Here is a 21,061-nt window from a genome sequence, read left to right on the forward strand (position 1 = left end):
TGGAGGATGAAGGCGTTGCTTACCGGAAGCCGCCGCCCGAAAGAATCTCTTGGTCATATGGGGCCTGACGCATGTCTTTCAAACGCCGATTTGCCGCAGGCCTGATCCTTTTCCTTGCCATTTGCGGCGCCATTTCGTCGGCGCGGGCCGGGCCATTCAAGATCGTCGGCTTCGGTGACAGCCTGATGGCGGGTTTCGGCCTCGGGCCCGGCGATGGATTTACCGACAAGCTGCAGGCAGCGCTGCGCGCCAAGGGCCATGACGTCTCCGTCAGCGATGCCGGTGTCTCGGGCGATACGTCGAGCGGCGGCTTGGCGCGGCTCGACTGGTCGGTGCCAGACGGCACGCAACTGGTCATCCTCGAACTCGGCGCCAACGACATGCTGCGCGGCATCTCGCCCGACATCACAAGGAAGAACCTGGACGAGATGCTGGGCAAGCTGAAACAGCGCAAGATTGCCGTGCTGCTCGCCGGCATGCGCGCCGCGCCCAATCTCGGCGCGGATTACCAAAGCGCCTTCGACGCCGTCTTTCCGGATCTGGCCAAGAAATACGACGTCGCTCTCTACCCGTTCTTCCTCGACGGTGTCGCCGGCCAGCCCGCTTTGCAGCTCGAGGACGGCCTGCATCCGAACGCAAAGGGGGTCGACCTGATGGTCGAGCGCATCCTGCCGACGGTCGAGAAGCTCATCACGGCGGCGCCGGGAGGCTCGTGAAACCGGAGAAAACTTCCTTCCCTAAGGGAAATATTTAGCAAAGCCTGTGACCAATATACCTCTTGCTCCGTTTGACTATCGATGATTCGCTATGGGTGACAGTTCGATTCGAGGAAGGGAGGCTCTTCATGCCGCGTCTTTTCACCGCCCTCGAAATTCCGCGTGACGCTGCCCTTTCGCTGTCCCTGCTGCGGGGCGGCCTGCCCGGGGCCCGCTGGATCGATGTCGAAAACTACCATTTGACGCTGCGCTTCATCGGCGATGTCGAGGGCCATGTCGCCGACGAGATCGCCAATGCGCTCGACCGGGTCCATCGCCCCTCCTTCTCGCTGACCTTGTCCGGCGTCGGTGCTTTCGGCCAGAAGAAGCCGCATGCCGTGTGGGCCGGCGCCGTCCCCTCGCCGGACCTCAACGCGCTCCAGGGCGAGATCGAGCGCATCTGCCAGCGGCTCGGCATTCCCGCCGACCCGCGCAAGTTCATGCCGCATGTGACGTTGGCGCGCCTGCGCAATTCAAGCCCGCTGGATGTCGCCCAGTATCTCTCGGCGCGCGGCAATTTCTCGACCATGCCGTTCCGCATCAGCCGCTTCGTCCTGATGTCGTCGCGCGATTCGGTCGGGGGCGGCCCCTATATCGTCGAGGAGGCCTGGCCGTTGTCGGGCGGCGATGCCCGCGCCGTCAGCCGCATCGCCAATGCCTCCGATGCCTCGCGGATCATGCGGTAGACCTCGGCAAAGGCCTCCTGCCCTTCATAGTAAGGATCCGGCACGTCGCGCGCGTCGCCTTGTGCAAACTCGAGGAACAGGTGCACCCGGTCGCGCATGGCGGCGGGCGCCAGTGCCCTGAGGTCGGCGACATTCGAACGGTCCATGCCGAGGATCAGGTCGAAGCGGTGAAAATCCTGCGGCGTGATCTTGCGCGCGCGCTGCCCGGAAATGTCTCTGCCGTGATGCGCCGCGATCGCCATCGCGCGCGGATCGGGCGCCGAGCCGACCTCCCAGCCGCTGGTCGCCGCCGAATCGAGCAGCATGTCCCGCGCCAGTCCGCGCTCCGTCCATACGGCCTGAAAGACGCCCTCGGCCAACGGTGAGCGGCAGATATTGCCGAGGCAGACGAAGAGAATGGATTTTATGGGCTTTGCGCTCATCGATCCCAGGCTGTTCTATCCGGTCGTTTTCCCAAGACCGCAACGCACTTTTGGGCGACATGCCTGCTTTGCGCATGTCGTTTTCCCAAAACCGCAACGCACTTTTGGGCGACATGCAGTATGGTGGGGGTCATCTTTGCAAATAGCATGGGAACCGAACATGACGAGAGAAAAACTGTCCAAGGATGCCATCACCGAAGCCCTGGCCGGGCTCGCCGGCTGGGCGCTGGCCTCTGACGGCGCCTCGATCAAGCGCAGCTTCGTCTTCGGCAATTTCTCCGAAGCCTTCGCCTTCATGACCCGCGTCGCGCTGGCCGCCGAGAAGATGGACCATCATCCGGACTGGTCGAATGTCTACAAGACGGTCGACGTGACCTTGAACACCCATGATGCCGGCGGCGTGACCGCGCTGGACGTCGAGCTGGCGAAGAAGATGAACCGCTTCGCCGGCGGCTGAACAGCTTCGCTTCCTGTCCGCAATCCCGGCGAGACAGCCAAATTGGCGCCGGCATCTTGCAGGGGGGTTGGGCTTTCACCACATCTTCCCGCGCGGACATGCGCCAGGAAGCGCATCGGCCCGCAAGGAGATGTTGATGGCGCAAGAATCCGGTTTTGATTTCTTCGGCTTTGGCGGCAAGCTCGGCGGCGAAGGCGAAGTGCGCGAGAAGTTCTGGCGCACGGCCAAGAAGGCCGCGCGGCAGATCCCGTTCATGGAGGACGTTGTCGCGGCCTATTACTGCGCCATGGACAAGAACACGCCGCTGCGCGCCAAGGGCATATTGGTGGCGGCGCTCGGCTATTTCGTCCTGCCGGTGGACCTGATCCCGGACTTCATCTTCGGGCTCGGCTTCACCGACGACATCGCGGTGCTGACCGCCGCGATCACCGCCGTCAGCGCCCATATCACGCCGGCGCATCGCCAGGCCGCCAAGGATGCCATCGCCGATAGGAGCTGAGCCGGCGCGGTGTAAGGCGTGGACGAGGCTCTGCTCCGCGGCCGGTCAAACCCACCGCCGCACCCGCGCCTTGTAGGCACGATACGCATCGCCGAATTTCCGCTCTAGATAGCGCTCTTCCCGCGCGATGACGCCGGTATTGATCACCCACAGCAGCGGGACGACCAGCCCGATGACCCAAAAACTTCCCGCCGCGACGCCCAGGCCCAAATAGACGAGGGTCGCTCCCAGATAAAATGGATTCCTGGTCCGCCGGTAGATACCGTCGACGACCAGCGCCGTCGTCGGCAGTGTCGGCGGAATATTGGTGCCAGCGGCGCGAAAGCGCCCCGCCGCCATGAAGATGATGACGAAGCCGCACGCCGCGAGCACGGCCCCGCCCAGATAGCGGGTGGACACCGGCACGGCCAGGACCGGCAGGGGAATGACCGCCTCGAGGACCGCTGCCGCCGCCAGGAAGCCGAGAAAGATCAAAGGTGGCAGCGCGATGACCCCCGCCACGTCGGGCGCGCCCGATCCGCCTGCAGCCTCCCGATCACCCGATCGCGGCGCCGCCGCGGCGCCACCGGCCACCGCCCGAATGGCAACACGAATGCCGAACACGACCAACAGGACAACAGTGCCACCCACCAGGATCAGGACCGTCCCGGATATGGCCATGACTGAAATCTCCCATACGCCACCAATGAGGGCGCCCAGGCCGAGCGCCTCGGAGCGCCTCGGAAACGAAAGCGGGCATCTTAGCGGCTGGAGGGATATTCGTCACGTGTCCCGGAAGTCAGGGTGGCTGCGGACCTGGCTTGAAAAGTCAAACTCTTGCCGCTTTCGTGGCCTCCAAGTCGCCAAAGGGACGCCGTGCCGGCCGCTGACAAGGCGGCGGCGCGGAGATGGCGGCGGTTTCCTGGGGGTGTGGGTCCTTTTCTCAAAGGAAATTCACCGTTTGGTAACCCAGATTAAATCAAAATGAAGCGACGGCAGGACGCAAGGCGGCCCGCCTCCGCACCATTTGGAATACGGGAAAGACGATGCGCGGATTGATAGCTATAGTTTCGAGCCTGGTCGTGGTGGCCTTCGCAGCGCCGGCACTGGCGCAGCAAGCGACCAAGATCGGCCAGCACAATGCCTGGGGCACCTACAGCTACCAGGCATCGGGCGGCAAGGTCTGCTACGTGCTCACCGTGCCGACCGATAAGCAGCCGCCGACGCTCGACCACGGCGACATGTTCTTCTTCGTCAGTCAGCGGCCAGGCCAGCAGGTGTCCTACGAACCGCAGTTCATTGCCGGCTACAATTTCCAGGAAGGCTCCAAGGCTACCGTCACCATCGACAAGAAGTCCTTCTCGATGTTCACGCGCGGCAAGTCGGCCTGGGTCGAGAACGCGGCCGAGGAACCGGTGCTGATCGCCGCCATGAAGACCGGCACCGACATGAAGGTGACGGCGAAGTCCGGCCGCGGCAACCCCACCTCCTATGTCTTCTCGCTGAAGGGTATTTCGGCGGCGCTGTCGTCGATCGCCAAGTGCAAGTAAGCACAAGCCGCATTTGAAACCGAAGGCCGGGCCGCAAGCTCGGCCTTTTGCTTCTGTGTATGTCTCTCAGCCTTCGGAAGCTGGCGCGGCTTCCGCCCGCCGCCGCCGGATCGCCTCGGCAATGAACACCCGCGACAGCGCGTGATAGAGCGGCTCGTGCGAGATCATGCGCGCCGTGCCGTAACCCAGCATCGAGGCCAGCATCAGCGCGATGACATTGTCGTGATTGCCGGTCATCTCCAGGATGATGACGAAGGCCGTCATCGGCGCCTGCACGACGCCGGCGAAATAGCCTGCCATGCCGAGCAGCGCCGCCGCGCCCGTGCTGGCGCCGAACAACAGGCCAAGCGAACTGCCAATGCCGGCGCCGACCGCCAGCGAAGGCGCGAAGATGCCGCCGGGAATGCCCGAAACCATCGACAGCAGCCCGGCCAGGAACTTTTCGGCAAAGAAGAGCCATGGCAGCGACGTGCCCTCGACAGCGCCGCGCGCCTGAGCGTAGCCGGTGCCGAAGGTGAGCCCGCCCGACGCAATGCCGATTGCCGCCACGGCAAGTCCGCAGGCGGCGGCCACCAGCAGCGCGCGCCGCAAGGGCTGCTGCGTGTGCCAGCGCCGGATCCGCCGCGTCGTCTTCAGGGCCAGCAAGGAAAACAGCGCGCCAAAACCGCCGCCAATGACGCCGCAGCCAAGCACCAGCGGCCAGTCGGCGGCGAACGAGATCGTGTCCTTTGACACACCGAAATAGGTGTAGTTGCCAAGCAGGCCGAGCGAGGCGATGCCGGCCAGGATCACCGCCGTCAGCACCAGCCCGTTGGTGCGCGATTCATAAGTTCGGCCCATCTCCTCGATGGCGAAGACGATGCCGGCCAGCGGCGTGTTGAAGGCGGCGGCGATGCCGGCGGCCGAGCCGGCCAGGATCAGGCCTCGCGCCTGCGCCATGCCGCCCCAACGCGCCGCCTGCAGCATCAGCGAGGCGCCGACCTGTACGGTCGGGCCCTCGCGGCCGATCGAAGCGCCACAGAACAGGCCGACGATGGTGAGTGCGATCTTGCCCGCTGCCAGTCGAAGAGACAGGAGATGCCCTCGATCCTCCTCGTCGCGCAAATGGCGCGCGGCGATCGCTTGCGGAATGCCGCTGCCTTGCGAGCCGGGGAAGAAAGCGTAGGCGAGCCACGCGCTCAGCACGAAGCCCAGTGGGGTGACCACGAGCGGCAGGTAGAAACGCCAGCCACCATCGGTGCCGGTCATGACATGGAAAAGTTCCTGCGCCCTGTCGGCCAGCACCGCGAACAGCACGCTGATGACGCCGATCGACACCGCGCCGGCCCAGAACACCAGGCGCGGCTGCCACACGCGCCGCGACCCTAACATCGCCCGCGACCGCCGCAGCATGGGATATTTTCGCGATGTGCCGGCCATGTCTGTCCTCGGGAAGGGTGGTTCCGACCTAACACAGCCACGACGTGCGCGGCCAGCCCTGCATAGGGAGCGATTCTTCCTTCTCTCCCCGTGAGCAAGGGCCTCGCGAAGCGTCGTCGGTGACGGACCGCACAAGCGCTGATCCAACCGTGGTCATTGCGACCGGCACTGCAACTGCGGCAAGCGCCCGCTTCGGGACGATCCATCAAAAAATCTTTTGTCGCGATCCGTTTCCATCCCGCGGATCGTCCTTGCTGCGTCCGAAACAGAAGGAGACATGCCATGTCCGACAAATCCGTTATTCTGGTCAATCTGCTGAAGGTCAAACCCGGCAAGCAGGATGCGCTGATCGCGCTCCTGAAACAGAACATCGACACGGTGATCCGCACTCTCCCCGGCTGGAAGGCGACCCGGCGGATCGCGGCGGCGGACGGTGCCGGCGTCGTCATCTACTCCGAATGGGAGACACCCGCGGCCATAGAGGCGATGCGCGGCGACCCGCGCATGAAAGCCTATTTTCCGAAGATCATCGAGCTGGCGAGCCTGGACTCGATCGTGGGATCGACGATGTTGAGCGAGACCCGGTGACGACCGGACGTGCGAGCAAGCAACCATCACGAAATCAGCGAAAGGAGAACCGCAATGGCCAAGATGGTCGTCGTCTACAGGAAGCCGGCTCACGTCGATGCGTTCGAAAAGCATTATTTCGGAACGCACATACCTCTTGCCAAGAAAATTCCAGGCCTCAGGAAATATGAGATCAGCAGCGGACCTGTCACGGTGATAGCCGGACCCCCCGATGTTCACCTGATCGCGACGGTGTATTTTGACGATCTTGACGCGATGAAAAAAGGCTTCGCAAGCCCGGAGGGGCAAGCGGCCGGGGCGGATCGGCGGCTTTATGCGCCTGATGAATCAGGCGTTCAAATGTTCGTTTTCGACACCAGGGAAGTTTGACCCGTCTCCTGTCCGCTACATCGCGACGGTTGACGGCGCCATCGGCGGCAAGACAATTGCCCAAATTGGAAAGCAGCCACTCGCCATTCCTGTCACAACCGGCGGCCATGTCGAAAATTCTCATCGACATCGGCGTCCAGTCGGTAGCGGAACAAAGCGCGAAAGTACCGTGGGTCTCGATCGATGAATACGGAAGAATTCGAGGATCGGCTGAAAGCTCTGCGGCCACGCCTTCATCGCTACTGCGCGCGCATGACGGGGTCGGCGATCGCTAGCGAGGATGTCCTTCAGGATGCGCTCGTCAAGGCCCTGCACGCGCGAGCCCAAGGCGCCGAGGTGGATAATCTCGAGGGCTGGCTGTTTCGCATCGCCCACAATGCGAGCCTGGATTTCCTGCGCGGCAGGTCCCGCAACACCATCGTTCCGCTTACCGAAGACGTCGAGGCCGCGCCCATGCCCGAGGCGGATATCGTCGCGATCAGCTTTCAGACCTTCCTGCGGCTGCCTGAACTTCAGCGCTGCGCGGTGATCCTAAAGGATGTGCTGGGGCATTCGGTCGAGGAGATCGCAAGCATTGCCGGGTGCTCTGCAGCAGCCGCCAAATCGGCGCTTCAGCGCGGCCGCGTCGCGCTGCGCCAACTTTCCCAGGTGCCCGAGGATACCAGGTTGCCGCTGATGTCGGATAGGGACCGGCGCAAGATCGCCGCCTTCGTCGATCTGTTTCGCGGTGGCGATTTCGATGCCATCCGCGCCATGCTCGCCGACGATGTGAAGCTCGAACTTGTGAGCCGGCTGCACCTGGAAGGGCGCGACAGGATTGTTCCCTATTTCACGCGCTATGCGGAAGTGACGAAATGGCGGTTCGCCCTTGGCGCGGTCGAAGGACAACCGGCCATGCTCGTCTTCGACAGCACCGGCCCGATGGACAGGCCCGCGCATTTTGTCCTGGTCGACTGGTCGGAAAACAGGATCATCGGGATCCGGGATTTCCTGTTCGCTCCCTATGTGCTGGAGGCCACGGATTGGGTTCAGCTCGGCTAAGAGGCCATGATCACATGGCACAGACACCGGTCAAGCCTGTGAGGTGAGGTCGCTGCCGGGCGTCTGAGCGGTCGTAGCGTGCTTGCTCGAGCCAAAGCCACGAGAAGCTGGCGCCGGACCCCGCCGGCTCTCGCCGGCGGGGCGGTGGCACGACTACATGGCCATCTTCTCACATTCGGCCTGTGCCTTCTTGGTCGACGTATCGACCATGTAGGCTTTGCCTTTGGCGTCGGTCATCATCATCATGCAATGCTTGATAGGCTTCGCCATCTTCATCATTTCGCCGCTCATCTTTGCGTCCGGCGTCATGGTGCCCATGTGGCCGTCCGGCATGATCGCCGTCACTTGTCCGGCCTTCATCATCGTCATCGTGCCCATAGCGTCTTCGGCAAAAGCCTGCGAGGCGGACAGGCCGACAAGGCTGCCAATAAAAACAAGCTTGATCGAGTGCATTCCACGAACTCCCATTTTTCCGGAGCACAGTTGCCCCTTTCAGCCTTCGCGGCCACGGGACTTGCTGTTACCTCAACACGAACATGTGACCGGAGCGCTGGCGGCGACGGCGGAGTAGAAGACCTTGGCGGTTCCGCATGACGAGCCGGTCGCTTCGCCCGCGCATGACTCCGCGCTCAACCTGTGCTATGCGCCGCGCTTGATGTCCGGCACGATGGATGAAATCGGCCGCAAACCGCTTATATCAGTGCAACCATGACCCTTTCGCTTAACCTCACCGCCGACGGTGCCCGTGACGCGTTGCGCGCCCGCGCCATGTCCTCCGAAAAGCCGTCGCTGATCGGCCTGACGCGCGCCGAGCTGGCGGAGGCTCTCGTTGCGTCCGGTGCGGTGCCGGAACGCCAGGCAAGAATGCGCGCCCAGCAGCTCTGGCACTGGATGTATGTGCGCGGCGTTTCCGACTTCGCCGGCATGTTCAACATCTCCAAGGATTTGCGCGCCGAACTGGACAGGCACTTCACCATCGCCCGGCCAGAGATCGTCGAGGAACAGATTTCTTCCGACGGCACGCGAAAGTGGCTGTTCCGCTTCCCGCCGCGCGGCGCCGGCCGGCCGGTCGAGATCGAGACCGTCTACATTCCCGAGGAAGGCCGCGGCACGCTTTGCATCTCCTCGCAGGTCGGCTGCACGCTCACCTGCTCATTCTGCCATACCGGCACGCAGAAGCTGGTGCGCAACCTGACGGCGGAAGAAATCCTCGCCCAGTTGCTCACCGCGCGCGACCGGCTCGGTGATTTTCCCGACCGCGACACGCCCGATGGCGCCATCGTGCCGGCCGAGGGCCGCAAGGTATCCAACGTCGTCATGATGGGCATGGGCGAGCCGCTCTATAATTTCGAGGCGGTGAAGAAGGCGCTGCTGATCGCCTCCGACGGCGACGGCCTGTCGCTGTCCAAGCGCCGCATCACGCTGTCGACCTCCGGCGTCGTGCCGGAAATCTTCCGCACCGGCGAGGAAATCGGCGTCATGCTGGCGATCTCGCTGCACGCCACCAATGACGATCTGCGCGACCTCCTGGTGCCGATCAACAAGAAATATCCGCTCAAGGAACTGATCGCCGCCTGCCGCGCCTACCCCGGCCTGTCGAACGCCAAGCGCATCACCTTCGAATATGTGATGTTGAAGGACGTCAACGATTCGCTCGAGGATGCCAAGGCGTTGGTCAAGCTGCTCAAGGGCATCCCGGCCAAGATCAACCTGATCCCGTTCAACCCGTGGCCGGGCACCAACTACCAGTGCTCGGACTGGGAAACGATCGAGAAGTTCGCCGACTACATCAACAATGCCGGCTATGCCTCGCCGATCCGCACGCCGCGCGGCCGCGACATCCTGGCCGCCTGCGGCCAGCTGAAGTCGGAATCCGAGCGCATGCGCAAGGTCGACCGGCTGGCGCTGGAAGCCATGATGATCGCGGGGCACGGCGAGGCGTGAGCCGTCTCGTCGCCGGGCTCAAGCGCATCGCCATGATAGCGGTCGGTTATGTCGCCGCCGTGCTGACCTCGATTCTGGTGCCCGTGCTGCTGATCGCGCTTCTGGCAGGGATCGAGGATGACAACTGGTCCATGGTCTTCGCGTTCGACTGGCTGGGTTCCTTCCCGCTTGCCGTGTTGACCGTGGCGGTCTGCGCGCTGCTGATCGTTGGGCCCGCGATCTTCCTCGCCGAGCGGCTCTGCCTGCGAGGATGGTTCTACTTCGCGGTCACGGGTGCGATCACGTCCATCGCGTTTGGCGTTTTTATCCCGGGCTCGGCCGGTGGATTTGTCTTCAATCCGGGCTTTCTCGGATTCCTGGCCACGGCCGGCACCGCCGCCGGTTCGGTCTATTGGCTTGTGGCTGGACGCAAGTCCGGTCACCTCATGCCGCGGAGTCCGCGATGAACCGTCTCGTCGCCTACATCGTCCGCTTTGCCATCATCCTGTTCGGCTACGCCGTCGCCTCGCTGGCGGCGAGCGCGTTCCTCAACATCCTGTTCCTGGCGTCGCACGGCTATACGCCGGACCACACGCACCCGACAGCGACGGCTTCGCTGTATTTCTCAATTCCCTTCGTCGCCCTGTTCGTCGCCTATTTTGCCTTCATGCCGGCGGCGATCGTCATCCTGGTTGCCGAAATCCTCGGCCGGCGCGACTGGCTGTTCTATGCACTGTCGGGCGCGGTGGTCGCGGCCGTCTTCCTCGGCCTTGTCGATCAGGCCGGCGACACCACCTTCGCGGTCACCGGCACCAACCCGATCATGGCGGTGATCGGCGGCGGCATGGTCGGCGGCATCTTCTATTGGCTCAGCGCCGGGCGCTGGGCCGGAAGCTGGTGGCTGGGGGACGAAGCCAGGCCATGATCCCGCCGAAGGATCGCGCCAGCGAAAAGCGAAAACCGGTTTTCGCTTGAGATCCTGGCCAAACGGGAGGCCTCTACTTCGCCTGGGCGGTCAGGATCTTGAGAGCGAAGGCCGAGAAGACGCCAGCGAAAAGATAGTCGACCACCCGTGTGACGCGCGGGCTGGCCTTCATCGCCGCCGAGAACTTTTCCGCCGCCAGCACCATCGGCGCCGTTACCGGAATCGACAGCACGATGAACATGGCGCCGAGGAAAAACAGCTTTCCCGGCGCGTTCGGGTCATGCGCGGAGACGAACTGCGGCAGGAAGGTCATGAAGAACAGGATGATCTTAGGGTTGAGCAGATTGACGCCGAGCCCCGCCGCCCAACTGCGCAGCAGCGAGATTTGCGGCCCTGTCTTCTTCTCCGGCGAAAAGGCCGAGCCCTTGGCGATCGCCTGCCAGGCGAGAAAGACGAGATAGCCGGCGCCGAAGATCTTCAGCGCGAAGAATGCCATCGGCGAGGCGACGATCAGCGCCGAGACGCCGACCACCACCAGTGTGGTGTGGATCAGCGTGCCGCACAGCGCGCCCCCCATCGAGGCGAAGCCGGTGGCGCGCCCCTGGCTCAGCGTACGCGACACGAACAAGGTCATGTCCGGCCCGGGCGTGATCGCCAGGATCACGGTGGCGATGGCGAACTGGATCAGCGTGGTGGTGTCGGGAATGAAGGACATGCATGGCCCCAGAACAGTCCCGGGAAAAGTGCGAAACGGCTTTCCGGGCGGAATTGCGTCAGACAAGGAGAGGAGACAGAACGGCTCGCCGTCCGTGAAACGATGGACCGCTCTGGGAATGCGTGTGCCTATACAGGATGCGCGGCCATGGCGCCAGACACAGCAGGGCGAGCTGCGTCGCGCCACGCGCAAACCTGTTCAAGCCTGGCCTTGCCACCCCTCGGCCCATGGATGGTGACCGAGCGGGAGGCCGCCGCCACGGCAAAATCGAGTGCCTCGGCGAAGGCCTGCCCGCGCGACAGGCACCAGGTCAAGGTTCCGCCGAAAGTGTCGCCGGCACCGGTCACGTCGACCACCTCGACCGGATAGCCCCGCGTGCGAAGAATTGCCTCGCCATTGCTCGCCTCGGCTCCATCGCTTGCCAGGGTACGAACCACCCATGAGATCCTTGCCGCCCGCATCCAGTCGCCAATGAGCGACAGATCGTCATGCCCGAAGGCGGTGCGAAAGCCCACCTGGTTGAAGATGACGGCCTCGGCCCCGGACAGATAGGGCAGATCCTCCGCGCTGCAGCCGCCGACATCCAGGTCGAAAATCATGCGGCGCCCATGCTCGCGCAGATCAGCCAGCAATCTTGCCTGCGCAAGCACCTCGCCGCCGATCCGGCAATGCAGCCGGCGAGCGCGGTAGAGCGTCGTGTAGAGAAAGCCCGGTGCACGCAGCGCCGCCAGTGTCGCCGCTGGCAGCCACATCGGTTGCTGGCCCATTTCCACAGTCAGCACGATGTGTTCGCCGTCGACCAGGAAGATCAGGTTGCGCGATTCTGGAATGGCCGGATCGGTCAGCATATGCGCCACGCCGACATTATTGGCGCGCAAATCGGCGATCAGGCGCCGCGACAGCGGGCCGTCGTTCAGCAGCGATATGAACTCGGTTGCCCCGCCGAGGGCCGCATGGACGACGGCGGCGTTGGCGATCGACCCGCCCGCTTCGGCCGGCATCTCGGTGACCATGCCCTTGTCGGCGCGGCCCGGCCAGCGGTCGGCGGTGTAGTATTCGTCAAGCGCCACATCGCCGATGAAGAAGGCGGTCATGCAAGCGTTCCCTGGTTGGCGTCCGCGCGGACCAGAAGCGCCCCGCCCTCGATGGGAATCCAGGGGCTGGCGCCAAGTCCGCAGACCGCCATCCAGAAATAGGGCGTCGGGCGTGTCAGGCCCCGGCAGGCATCGTGCCAGACACCTCGATCCATCACCACCGCCTGGCCGGGTGAAATCACGAATGCCTCGATCTCGTCGCGGCGGGGCGCCGCCATGGCGGAAGCCGGAGCCACCGCCAGGACGATCGGTTGATCCGCGCAGAAGATGGCCTCTTCCGTGCCGGGGTGGCGTTCCATTTCCGTGCAATGCCAAGGAGCGGCTCCGCCGCGAGTCATGCCGAGATGGCCGCTGCCGCCGATCAGCGGCTTGTCGGTGAAACCGTCCTGCCAGCCGTCGCCAAGCGTCCAGACGACCTTCCGGTCGCTGCCGCCGACAAGGTCATAGACGGTGCCGAAGCGCGCGAACGCCTCGGCGGTCGCGGGGCGTGCCACGATATGATCCCGCGTCATGCCGCGGCCCGCAGGGAACGTACGGCCCGCATGAAGCGCACGACATGGTCGGCTTCCATCGCGCCGGTATCCCGGTGATCGCGCTTCAGCCAGCTTCCCACGATCGCGCCATCGGCGACCGCCAATTGTTCGGCGGCATTGGCTTCCGTCATCCCCGCGCCAATCAGGAGAGGCACCGTTCCGCCGGTCGCGGCACGGAATCTCGCCACCTTGCTCAGCTCCGTCGGCTCGCCGGTTGCGTTCGAGGTCACGACCAGCGCGTCACAACGGGCGGCACCGATCCGGACATCGTCGGCCTCCGGCCGGCCGGAAAGGACAGGCTTGTATTTGAAACGCACCCCGCCGAGCAGCAGCACCGGAACGGCGGCCCTGCGTGCCGCGAGTTCCGCCGCGAAGGGCGCATCGGCTTGCGGCGGCAGATGGCCGGCAACCGAATCGATCTGGACGAAATCCACAGGATAGCGGCCAGCCAGTGCAAAGGCCAATGCATCGTCGCGCAGCACGTTGACGCCAATCCTGGCACCCAGGCCCAGTCCGCAGATGCGGTCAAGAGCGCGCTCGACATCGTCAGCGTCGCCGAAGTAGTTTTCGATCACCAGCCCATCCACGCCCTCACCGGTCAGGATGCGCGCCTCTTCCTCGGCCTGCGCAAGCTTGGCCTGATGCCCTTCGCCGGCAAGATGCAGCATTGCCAAAATCGGCTTGGGGGTCGTGAAGGTTTCGCCGAAGCGGCTCATCTATGTTCTCCTGCACTTTGCTCGGTGGGGAGCTGCGCCATGTTGCGTCCCCAGCGCGTCGCGAATTTCATCTGGACGGCGGGCGAGTAGACGATCGAAGTTCGTTCGACCAACCGGTCGTTGCCATCCAGCACGTCGCCGCTGGCGCAGAGGTAGCCCGGCACGTCCGGAGCCGTTGCGAACACCTCTTTCAGCTGCTCCGAGGGCGGCACGACCGTCAGCAGAAGCTCCGAGCGCATCGGATGCCTGCCATAGTCGCGGCGCAGCACGTCGTAGAGCGACTGCGCAGCGAAATCATAGCTTTCGATGCCGGGATAGAGTTCAAGGCTCAACCACGACTTGTCCACGTTCAGCCAGGTGACGGCCTCGCCATTGGCGAGGCCGCGCGCCCGGACCAGATGCAATTCGCCATCCCTGACCTGATGCTCCAGCGTGCGTGTGACCGGACGCTGGCCTTGCCGGCGAGCCAGCTCGGTGAAGCTGCCGAAGTTCCAGATGCTGTGGCTGACCGGGCGGTGAGAAACGATCGTTCCACGGCCACGGATCTGCCGCACCAATCCCTCCGACACCAGCAGCGACATCGCGTTGCGGACGGTGGTTCGCGCTATACCGAACTGATCGCGCAGCTGGTTTTCCGATGGGATGGCTTCCCCCTCGGCAATATCCCCGCTCAGGATTGCGGCCCGCAACATTCGATACAGCTGACGGTAGAGCTGTTCCCCCGAATATGTGTCGAGCCGCAGCCGCGACAGGTCGACTTCAGGGCGGCCTGTCTCGGCGGAAGGATCGGCGGCGGAGGGATCGTGCGGATCAGATCGCGGCATGGTTCCTCTACTTCTTTGCACCGTTTATCGTGAAGTCCTCGACGCCGGCCTCTTTCAGGCCATAGCGGTCCAGAATCCCGGCATAGGTACCATCTGCCTTCATGGTGTTGAGGGCCGCAAGGATAGCGTCGCGCAATTGCGTATTCGGCTTGGCAAGCGCGATGCCATAGTGGTTGATCTCGCCGACGGCGCCGATCTGATAGAACTTGCCAGGTTCCTGCTTCATCAGGTCGAGCAGTCCTTCCAGCCCGATGATCGAGGCCTGTGCACGCCCCTGGCGGATCTGCATGATATGTTCGGCCTGCGTTGGTATCTGGATGACGTTCATCTGGCTGTCGGCCGCACAAATGCTCTTGCTCAGCTCCTCGGCCCAGGTAACCCAGCTGGTGCCGGTTGCGACCGCGATGGTCTTGCCGCACAGATCGGCCTCGGTCTTGACCGAGTCCTTCAGGTCGACAGCGGTATAAAAGACATTGCCGGTCTTGAAGTAATCGATGAAATCCAGCTGCGTCTGGCGTTCGACCTTGTCGGAGAATGCCGTCATGATCAGGTCCGAACGTCCCGTGACGACCTGTGGAATGAGCTGCGGGAATTCGACGTTCTGGAAATCGGCCTTCAGGCCAAGCCGATCGGCGATGGCCTTTGCCAGATCGATGTCGAAGCCCTTGAGGTCGCTTGAGCCGGCATCGTTATATTCCATCGGCGGGTAGGCAAGGCTGATGGTGACATTGAGCTTGCCGGCGCTGCGCACGGCATCCGGCAGCTTGGCCGCCGCGGCTTCATCGGTCGCGGCCCGGGCCGGGCTGCACACAGCCAAGCCTAGAAGGGCAACAGAGGCAAAGTGCTGAACCAGCGAAAACGGTCGTGTCATTTTTAGTTCTCCCATTGTGAAAATTTGCGCGCCCTGTCTCAGGACAGCACGCGACTGAGGAATGTTCTGACCCGCGGATCACCGGGGTTGCTCAGAACCTGTTCGGGTTTTCCCATTTCCCGAATCTCGCCATCGATCATCACCAGAACGCGGTCGGCGACCTCGCGGGCAAAGCCGATCTCGTGTGTGACGACAATCATGGTGGTGCCGCCTCTGGCGAGGCCGCGCATCACCTCCAGCACTTCGCCCACCAGTTCGGGGTCGAGCGCGCTGGTCGGTTCGTCGAACAGCATCACGCGGGGCTCCATCGCCAGCGCACGGGCGATGGCGACGCGCTGCTTCTGCCCACCCGAAAGCCGCGAGGGATAGCTCGACGCCCGGTCGGCCATGCCGACTTGATGCAGGAGTTCCATGGCGCGTGCCTCCGCCTCGGCACGGCGCAGGCCACGCACGACCATGGGCCCCTCGATGACATTGCCCAGCACGGTGCGGTGGGCAAAGAGATTGAAGTGCTGGAACACCATCCCCAGCTGGCGTTGCTGGGCGCGCAGGCGGCGGACCGGCAGCTCGTGCAGCACGCCGGCGCGCGGTTCGTAGCCCACGATCGAGCCGTCTATCCAGACATAGCCCGCATTCGGGACCTCGAGGTGGTTGATGCAGCGCAGGAACGTGCTTTTGCCGCTGCCGGACGGGCCGAGGATGCAGACCACCTCGCCATAGCTAACGTCCAGGTCGAGCCCCTTGAGCACCTCGTGGGTGCCGAACCGCTTGCGGATGCCGACCGCCTTGACCGCGAGACTCATGCTTCACCCGAAGCAATCGCCTGTCGCGACCGCGTCTTGAACCATTGCCGGCGGCTCCCAGCGCTGGCGGCGCTTTGGCCGAAATGGCGTTCCAGATAGAACTGACCGGTCGACAAAAGCGTGGTTCCGGTCAGGTACCAGATCGAGCAGACGAAAAGCAGTTCGATGACGGCGCCGTTGATGAAGTAGATCCGCTGCGCGGCGTTCAGCATTTCGCCCATGGCAATGGTCGCGGCGAGCGAAGAAAACTTGAGCATGCCGACGGCGCTGTTGCCCAGGACCGGCAGGATCAGCCGCAGGGTCTGCGGCAGGACGATCCGCCGCATCGTCTGGCCAGGGGTCATGCCCAGCGTGTTGGCCGCCTCGATCTGGCCGCGGTCCACGGACCCGATGCCGCCGCGCACGACCTCCGTGAGGTAGGACCCTTCATTGACGCCAAGCCCCAGGACGGCGGCAACAAAAGGGGTCACCACGTCAACCATCCGCTCGTCAACCAGGCCTGGAATGTAAAGACGCGGAAAGACCAGCCCGATGTTGAACCAGATCAGGAGCTGCAGGAGCACCGGCGTGCCGCGAAAGATCCAGACATAAAGCCAGGCGGCAAACCTCAGCGTCGGGTTGGCCGCCGTGCGCATGATGCCGAATCCCAATCCAAGCAGGACGCCCAGGGCCAATGCGCAGGCGGAGATCAACAACGTCCAGCCAAACCCGACGATAATGACGCGGGCGGTGAGGAATTGCCCGACCACATCCCACCGGATCTGCCCCATCGCGAAAGCGCGCACCAGCAGCGCCAGGATCAAGAGCCCGATCGCGCCGCTGATCCAGCGGCCAGGGTGGGCCAACTGGCGTCTCGGGGCATCGGGGCCTGGCAGGTCCGAGACTTGCAACCATTGGGAGGGTTTTGGCGTGGTCATTCTTCAAATGTCTGGTTAGGTCTACAACTTCGTAGTGGCGGCATTGCCGGCTGTCAAGCGGCTATCAAGGCGCGAAGGCGCGATTGATGCGCCGCCAGGACAGGGGGGCGACTTCGGACGAGCAGTGTTTTGAGATCGCAGACCTGAAGGCGTGTCGCCTGGCTCCGGGGCGCTCCGGGGCGCGCCCGCATTGTTCAAGCCAGGTGCGCGTCAAAAAAGGAATCCAGCGGTCCGCAAAAACGGTGAGCCGCTGGACCGCATGCCGATGCAGGATGCGCCAAGCCGCGCCGAACTGGAGGCTGGCGCTAAGCGGCAACCGGCCGATCGATCTCGGCAAGCGTGGGGACCGCCGCGCCGGTCAGCACGATCTGGTCGATTGGTTTGGGTCGGCCGAGGAAATAGCCCTGCGCCTCGTTGCAACCCTCGACTTGCAGGATGCTGAGCTGGACATGGGTCTCGACGCCCTCGGCGAGCACTGGAATGTCGAGGCTGCGCCCCAGTGTCAGCACGGCGCGGATGATCGCCTTGGCCTGCGGGCTGCGCTCGACATCGGCCATGAACGAACGGTCGAGCTTGATCTTGTCGAAAGGGAACGAGCGCAGCGTGTCGAGCGAGGAATAGCCCGTGCCGAAATCGTCGATCGCGATCGTCACGCCCAGCGCCTTGATCTGGCGCAGCACGTGCAGCGTGCGAACCTTGTCGGCAACGATTGTCGATTCCGTCAGTTCGAGTTCGAGGCGCTTCGGCGACAGCCCGGTCTCGACCAGGATCTGGTGTGTGAGCTTGGCGAGGTCGGCGTGGGCGAACTGTGCCGGCGACAGGTTGACCGCGATCTTGTGGCCATTGTCCCAGGACGCCGCCTGGCGGCAAGCGGTGCGCAGCACCCATTCGCCGATCGCCAGGATTGAGCCATTCTCCTCGGCGATCGGGATGAACTCGGCCGGCGGGATCATGCCGTGCACGGGGTGGGTCCAGCGCAGCAGCGCCTCGTAGCCACAGGTGGCGCCGGTCGCGACCGAGCTCTGCACCTGATAGTGCAGCGACAGCTCGCCGCGTTCGATCGCCTGGCGAAGGTCGTTGGCCAGCGTGCGGCGCGCCCGCGCCGTCTCGTCCATGGCCGATTCATAGAAGCAGACGGCCCGCGTCACGTCGTTCTTGGCCCGGTACATGGCCAGGTCCGCATTGCTGACCAGCCTCTCCCGGTCGGCGCCGTCACGCGGATAGACGGCAACGCCGATGCTGGCGCCGGTGACGGTCTCGAAATCGTCGAGCCGCACGGGCTCGAACAACGATTTTTCCAGCCGCGAGACCAGGCCGATAAGATCCTTCTGGTCCTTGAAGCGCTTGATGGCGGCAAATTCGTCGCCGCCGAGCCGGGCGACGAACTCGCCGTCGCCGACGAGTTTCGCCAGCCTGCGGGCGATGATCTTGAGCGCCTGGTCGCCGGCCGCGTGTCCCCTGAGGTCATTGATTTCCTTGAAACGGTCGAGATCGATGACGATGACGGCGGTCATCGCATCCTGATCCTCGCGCGCACGCTTGATCTCATGGTCGAGGCGGTCGTTGAAGGAGACACGGTTGGCAAGACCGGTAAGCGCGTCGTTGAGGGCGAGATGCTGGAGCCGCTCGAAGCTCTCGAGCCGGCCGCGCTCGTCGATCAGATAGCTGGCGAAGCCGGTGGCGGCGACGATCAGGCCGACAACGGCGACCGCGACGGCCATCGCTTCCAGGATATCGGGATTGGTGCCCGTGGTGATGAAGGAGAGCGGCGTCACCGCCACCGCGGCCATTGCCGTGAAATGCAGGCCGACGATCGCCAGCACCAGCAGCCCGATGCCGAGATAGTGCGACCAGCGGTACGGCCGGCGCACCGCCTGGCCGATCGCGGCGGCGGAAAACACCATCGAGATCAGCAGCGACGCGACGACATAGCGGGCGTCCCACTCGACGATGCCGGCCACGTGATAGGCCTTCATGCCGGTATAATGCATGGCTGAGATCGCCAATCCGACAAGGCATCCGCCCCATTCCGGCACCAGACCGCGGCCTTTGTCCAGAGCAAGGCCGAAGCCCGTTCCGGTTCCGACCATGGCGATGACCAGGGATATCATGGTGAGCGCCGGATCGAAGGTGATCGGCGCACCGGGCTGGTAGGCCAGCATGGCGATGAAATGCGTACACCAGACCGAGGAGCCGGCCGCGACCGCGGCCAGGAACAGCCAGCCCCGCATCTGCACACCAACGGTTTTCCTGGCGCGGTCCAGCAGACCGATCGTCACCCAGCATCCGGTGACGCACATCAGCGCCGCCAGCAGAACGAGCCACAGATTATGCTCCGTGACGATACAGGATATAACGCGCATCAAGGATGGCCCAAGTCCGAGGATACTCGCGACGAAGCGAGCGAGGCTGCCCCGGCACGGTCCTGTGGGCCGGCGCAGCTCCGTCGGGTCTTTTAGCGACGGGGCATGAAAACTTGATTAAATGCGACAGCTAAATGCAGCCTTTGATTGCGGCAAGTTGTTTCCCTGGCCGGTGTTCAGCACCCAGCTACACGCTGGATCAGCAGTCTGGCGCCGCGCCTGCTTGCTCGCTTTGCCGTTCCTGCTAAAAGGCGCTCCGACCATCCGTGATGCCCGGTCAGGGCGTCCGCCATCGACGGAGCAGAAATGTCCAAGGCCAAAGACGTCAAGAAAGTCGTGCTCGCCTATTCCGGCGGCCTCGACACCTCCATCATCCTGAAATGGCTGCAGACCGAACTTGGCGCCGAAGTCGTCACCTTCACCGCCGATCTCGGTCAGGGCGGCGAATTGGAGCCGGCGCGCCGCAAGGCCGAAATGATGGGCATCAAGGATATCCGCGTCGTCGACGTGCGCGAGGAATTCGTGTCCGACTTCGTCTTCCCGATGTTCCGCGCCAACGCCGTCTATGAAGGCACCTATCTGCTCGGAACCTCCATCGCCCGGCCGCTGATTTCCAAGCATCTGGTCGAGATCGCCAGGGAAACCGGCGCCGACGCAATCGCGCACGGCGCCACCGGCAAGGGCAACGACCAGGTCCGGTTCGAACTGTCGGCCTATGCGCTCAACCCCGACATCAAGGTCATCGCGCCCTGGCGCGACTGGTCGTTCAAGTCGCGCACCGATTTGATCAACTTCGCTGAACAGCACCAGATTCCCGTGCCGAAAGACAAGAAGGGCGACGCGCCGTTCTCGGTCGACGCCAATCTTCTGCATTCCTCTTCCGAGGGCAAGGTGCTGGAAGACCCGTGGAGCGAACCGCCGGAATTCGTCCACCAGCGCACCGTTTCGCCGATGGATGCGCCGGACGTCGTCACCGAGATCGAGATCGAGTTCCTGAAGGGCGATCCGATCGCGCTCAACGGCAAGAAGCTGTCACCGGCAACCATGCTGGCGGCGCTCAATGACCTCGGCCGCGACAACGGCATCGGCCGCCTCGACCTCGTCGAGAACCGTTTCGTCGGCATGAAGTCGCGCGGCGTCTACGAGACGCCCGGCGGCACCATACTGATCGCGGCCCACCGCGCCATCGAATCGATCACACTCGACCGCGGTGCCGCGCATCTCAAGGACGAGTTCATGCCGCGCTACGCGGAACTCATCTACAACGGCTTCTGGTTCTCGCCCGAACGCGTCATGCTGCAGGCGATGATCGACAAGAGCCAGGAAGATGTCGAAGGCACGGTGCGGCTGAAGCTCTACAAGGGCAACGTCATGGTCACCGGCCGCAAGTCGAAAAAGACGCTCTATTCGGATGCGCTGGTCACCTTCGAGGACGACCGCGGCGCCTACGACCAGAAGGACGCCGCCGGCTTCATCCGCCTCAACGCGCTGAGGCTGCGCACGCTCGCCGCGCGCAATCGCAACGGCTGATATCCGGGCTCGACGGGAAACAGAAAGCCGGCGCCGGCGCCGGCTTTCCTTACGACCCGACAAAAGCCCGGCGCATAGCCGG

Annotated in this window: 25 protein-coding genes; 12 read left to right on the forward strand and 13 right to left on the reverse strand. The window is 63.8% G+C overall.

Annotated elements, in window-relative coordinates; all coding sequences use genetic code 11:
• Positions 1-71 precede the first annotated feature (71 nt).
• Both FJ930_RS14025 and thpR read left to right on the forward strand, forming a co-directional pair.
• A complete protein-coding gene (locus tag FJ930_RS14025) occupies positions 72-716 on the forward strand; it encodes an arylesterase (RefSeq protein ID WP_141838386.1) in 645 nt (214 codons plus the stop codon).
• A 128-nt stretch (positions 717-844) separates the two neighbouring features.
• A complete protein-coding gene (gene thpR, locus FJ930_RS14030) occupies positions 845-1,441 on the forward strand; it encodes an RNA 2',3'-cyclic phosphodiesterase (RefSeq protein WP_141838387.1) in 597 nt (198 codons plus the stop codon).
• Here the strand turns inward: thpR and FJ930_RS14035 are convergent.
• Positions 1,345-1,863, reverse strand: coding sequence for a low molecular weight protein-tyrosine-phosphatase (locus tag FJ930_RS14035; RefSeq protein WP_141838389.1), 519 nt, complete (start codon positions 1,861-1,863; stop codon positions 1,345-1,347). The genes thpR and FJ930_RS14035 overlap by 97 nt on opposite strands.
• Positions 1,864-2,023: 160 nt before the next feature.
• Here FJ930_RS14035 and FJ930_RS14040 point away from each other — a divergent pair, with 160 nt between their 5' ends.
• Together FJ930_RS14040 and FJ930_RS14045 are read left to right on the forward strand one after the other, a co-directional pair.
• Positions 2,024-2,320, forward strand: a complete 297-nt coding sequence (locus FJ930_RS14040; protein WP_141838391.1) for a 4a-hydroxytetrahydrobiopterin dehydratase — start codon at positions 2,024-2,026, stop codon at positions 2,318-2,320.
• Positions 2,321-2,456: 136 nt separating this feature from the next.
• A complete protein-coding gene (locus FJ930_RS14045; protein ID WP_141838393.1) occupies positions 2,457-2,819 on the forward strand; it encodes a YkvA family protein in 363 nt (120 codons plus the stop codon).
• Between the two features lie 45 nt (positions 2,820-2,864).
• On the opposite strand, the gene FJ930_RS14050 is transcribed toward FJ930_RS14045, so the two are convergent.
• The gene (locus FJ930_RS14050; protein WP_141838395.1) at positions 2,865-3,479 is read right to left on the reverse strand and encodes an isoprenylcysteine carboxylmethyltransferase family protein; all 615 of its coding nucleotides are present in this window, start codon (positions 3,477-3,479) and stop codon (positions 2,865-2,867) included.
• Positions 3,480-3,844: 365 nt separating this feature from the next.
• Between FJ930_RS14050 and FJ930_RS14055 the strand changes: the two genes are divergently transcribed.
• Positions 3,845-4,348 carry an invasion associated locus B family protein gene (locus FJ930_RS14055; RefSeq protein ID WP_141838397.1) on the forward strand — a complete coding sequence of 168 codons (504 nt, stop codon included), beginning with the start codon at positions 3,845-3,847 and terminating at the stop codon, positions 4,346-4,348.
• A 66-nt stretch (positions 4,349-4,414) separates the two neighbouring features.
• Here the strand turns inward: FJ930_RS14055 and FJ930_RS14060 are convergent, their stop codons facing one another.
• The gene (locus tag FJ930_RS14060; protein WP_141838399.1) at positions 4,415-5,767 is read right to left on the reverse strand and encodes a chloride channel protein; all 1,353 of its coding nucleotides are present in this window, start codon (positions 5,765-5,767) and stop codon (positions 4,415-4,417) included.
• 282 nt (positions 5,768-6,049) lie between these two features.
• On the opposite strand from FJ930_RS14060, the gene FJ930_RS14065 reads away from it, so the two are divergent.
• The 3 genes from FJ930_RS14065 to FJ930_RS14075 all read left to right on the forward strand — a co-directional run bounded on the left by FJ930_RS14065 (position 6,050) and on the right by FJ930_RS14075 (position 7,765).
• Positions 6,050-6,355: an antibiotic biosynthesis monooxygenase family protein gene (locus FJ930_RS14065; RefSeq protein ID WP_141838401.1), complete on the forward strand. Its 306-nt coding sequence runs from the start codon at positions 6,050-6,052 to the stop codon at positions 6,353-6,355.
• A 54-nt stretch (positions 6,356-6,409) separates the two neighbouring features.
• The gene (locus tag FJ930_RS14070; protein ID WP_141838403.1) at positions 6,410-6,724 is read left to right on the forward strand and encodes an EthD family reductase; all 315 of its coding nucleotides are present in this window, start codon (positions 6,410-6,412) and stop codon (positions 6,722-6,724) included.
• A gap of 183 nt (positions 6,725-6,907) precedes the next feature.
• Complete coding sequence (locus FJ930_RS14075) at positions 6,908-7,765, forward strand: sigma-70 family RNA polymerase sigma factor (RefSeq protein WP_141838406.1); 858 nt, start codon at positions 6,908-6,910, stop codon at positions 7,763-7,765.
• A 153-nt stretch (positions 7,766-7,918) separates the two neighbouring features.
• Here FJ930_RS14075 and FJ930_RS14080 read toward each other — a convergent pair whose 3' ends face one another.
• Positions 7,919-8,218, reverse strand: a complete 300-nt coding sequence (locus tag FJ930_RS14080; RefSeq protein ID WP_141838407.1) for a hypothetical protein — start codon at positions 8,216-8,218, stop codon at positions 7,919-7,921.
• Between the two features lie 255 nt (positions 8,219-8,473).
• On the opposite strand from FJ930_RS14080, the gene rlmN reads away from it, so the two are divergent.
• Genes rlmN through FJ930_RS14095 form a run of 3 tightly spaced genes read left to right on the forward strand, consistent with a single transcriptional unit; the run spans position 8,474 to position 10,613 of the window.
• On the forward strand, positions 8,474-9,709 hold the full coding sequence (gene rlmN, locus FJ930_RS14085) for a 23S rRNA (adenine(2503)-C(2))-methyltransferase RlmN (RefSeq protein WP_141838409.1): 1,236 nt from the start codon (positions 8,474-8,476) through the stop codon (positions 9,707-9,709).
• Positions 9,706-10,155: a hypothetical protein gene (locus FJ930_RS14090; RefSeq protein ID WP_141838411.1), complete on the forward strand. Its 450-nt coding sequence runs from the start codon at positions 9,706-9,708 to the stop codon at positions 10,153-10,155. The genes rlmN and FJ930_RS14090 overlap by 4 nt, the downstream gene beginning before the upstream one ends.
• Positions 10,152-10,613, forward strand: a complete 462-nt coding sequence (locus tag FJ930_RS14095; RefSeq protein ID WP_141838413.1) for a hypothetical protein — start codon at positions 10,152-10,154, stop codon at positions 10,611-10,613. Before FJ930_RS14090 ends, FJ930_RS14095 begins: the two co-directional genes overlap by 4 nt.
• 73 nt (positions 10,614-10,686) lie before the next feature.
• On the opposite strand, the gene FJ930_RS14100 is transcribed toward FJ930_RS14095, so the two are convergent.
• From FJ930_RS14100 to FJ930_RS14140, 9 genes are all read right to left on the reverse strand, one after another.
• Positions 10,687-11,328 (reverse strand): LysE family translocator, encoded by a 642-nt coding sequence (locus tag FJ930_RS14100; protein ID WP_141838415.1) that lies wholly within the window; start codon positions 11,326-11,328, stop codon positions 10,687-10,689.
• 128 nt (positions 11,329-11,456) lie between these two features.
• Positions 11,457-12,422 (reverse strand): carbohydrate kinase family protein, encoded by a 966-nt coding sequence (locus FJ930_RS14105; RefSeq protein ID WP_141838417.1) that lies wholly within the window; start codon positions 12,420-12,422, stop codon positions 11,457-11,459.
• Complete coding sequence (locus FJ930_RS14110; protein ID WP_181763374.1) at positions 12,419-12,916, reverse strand: ureidoglycolate lyase; 498 nt, start codon at positions 12,914-12,916, stop codon at positions 12,419-12,421. The genes FJ930_RS14105 and FJ930_RS14110 overlap by 4 nt, the downstream gene beginning before the upstream one ends.
• 14 nt (positions 12,917-12,930) lie before the next feature.
• Positions 12,931-13,671, reverse strand: coding sequence for a BtpA/SgcQ family protein (locus tag FJ930_RS14115; RefSeq protein WP_141838421.1), 741 nt, complete (start codon positions 13,669-13,671; stop codon positions 12,931-12,933).
• Positions 13,668-14,495 (reverse strand): GntR family transcriptional regulator, encoded by an 828-nt coding sequence (locus FJ930_RS14120; RefSeq protein WP_141838423.1) that lies wholly within the window; start codon positions 14,493-14,495, stop codon positions 13,668-13,670. Before FJ930_RS14120 ends, FJ930_RS14115 begins: the two co-directional genes overlap by 4 nt.
• 7 nt (positions 14,496-14,502) lie before the next feature.
• Positions 14,503-15,366: an ABC transporter substrate-binding protein gene (locus tag FJ930_RS14125; protein WP_181763375.1), complete on the reverse strand. Its 864-nt coding sequence runs from the start codon at positions 15,364-15,366 to the stop codon at positions 14,503-14,505.
• A gap of 38 nt (positions 15,367-15,404) precedes the next feature.
• Positions 15,405-16,169 carry an amino acid ABC transporter ATP-binding protein gene (locus FJ930_RS14130; protein WP_141838427.1) on the reverse strand — a complete coding sequence of 255 codons (765 nt, stop codon included), beginning with the start codon at positions 16,167-16,169 and terminating at the stop codon, positions 15,405-15,407.
• Positions 16,166-17,014 carry an amino acid ABC transporter permease gene (locus tag FJ930_RS14135; RefSeq protein WP_246676914.1) on the reverse strand — a complete coding sequence of 283 codons (849 nt, stop codon included), beginning with the start codon at positions 17,012-17,014 and terminating at the stop codon, positions 16,166-16,168. Before FJ930_RS14135 ends, FJ930_RS14130 begins: the two co-directional genes overlap by 4 nt.
• Before the next feature lie 377 nt (positions 17,015-17,391).
• The gene (locus FJ930_RS14140) at positions 17,392-19,449 is read right to left on the reverse strand and encodes a bifunctional diguanylate cyclase/phosphodiesterase (protein WP_141838431.1); all 2,058 of its coding nucleotides are present in this window, start codon (positions 19,447-19,449) and stop codon (positions 17,392-17,394) included.
• Between the two features lie 306 nt (positions 19,450-19,755).
• On the opposite strand from FJ930_RS14140, the gene FJ930_RS14145 reads away from it, so the two are divergent.
• Complete coding sequence (locus tag FJ930_RS14145) at positions 19,756-20,979, forward strand: argininosuccinate synthase (RefSeq protein WP_140740327.1); 1,224 nt, start codon at positions 19,756-19,758, stop codon at positions 20,977-20,979.
• Positions 20,980-21,061: the final 82 nt, after the last annotated feature.

It is taken from the genome of Mesorhizobium sp. B2-4-15, from assembly GCF_006658505.1.
In the GTDB taxonomy this organism is placed as follows: Bacteria; Pseudomonadota; Alphaproteobacteria; order Rhizobiales; family Rhizobiaceae; genus Mesorhizobium.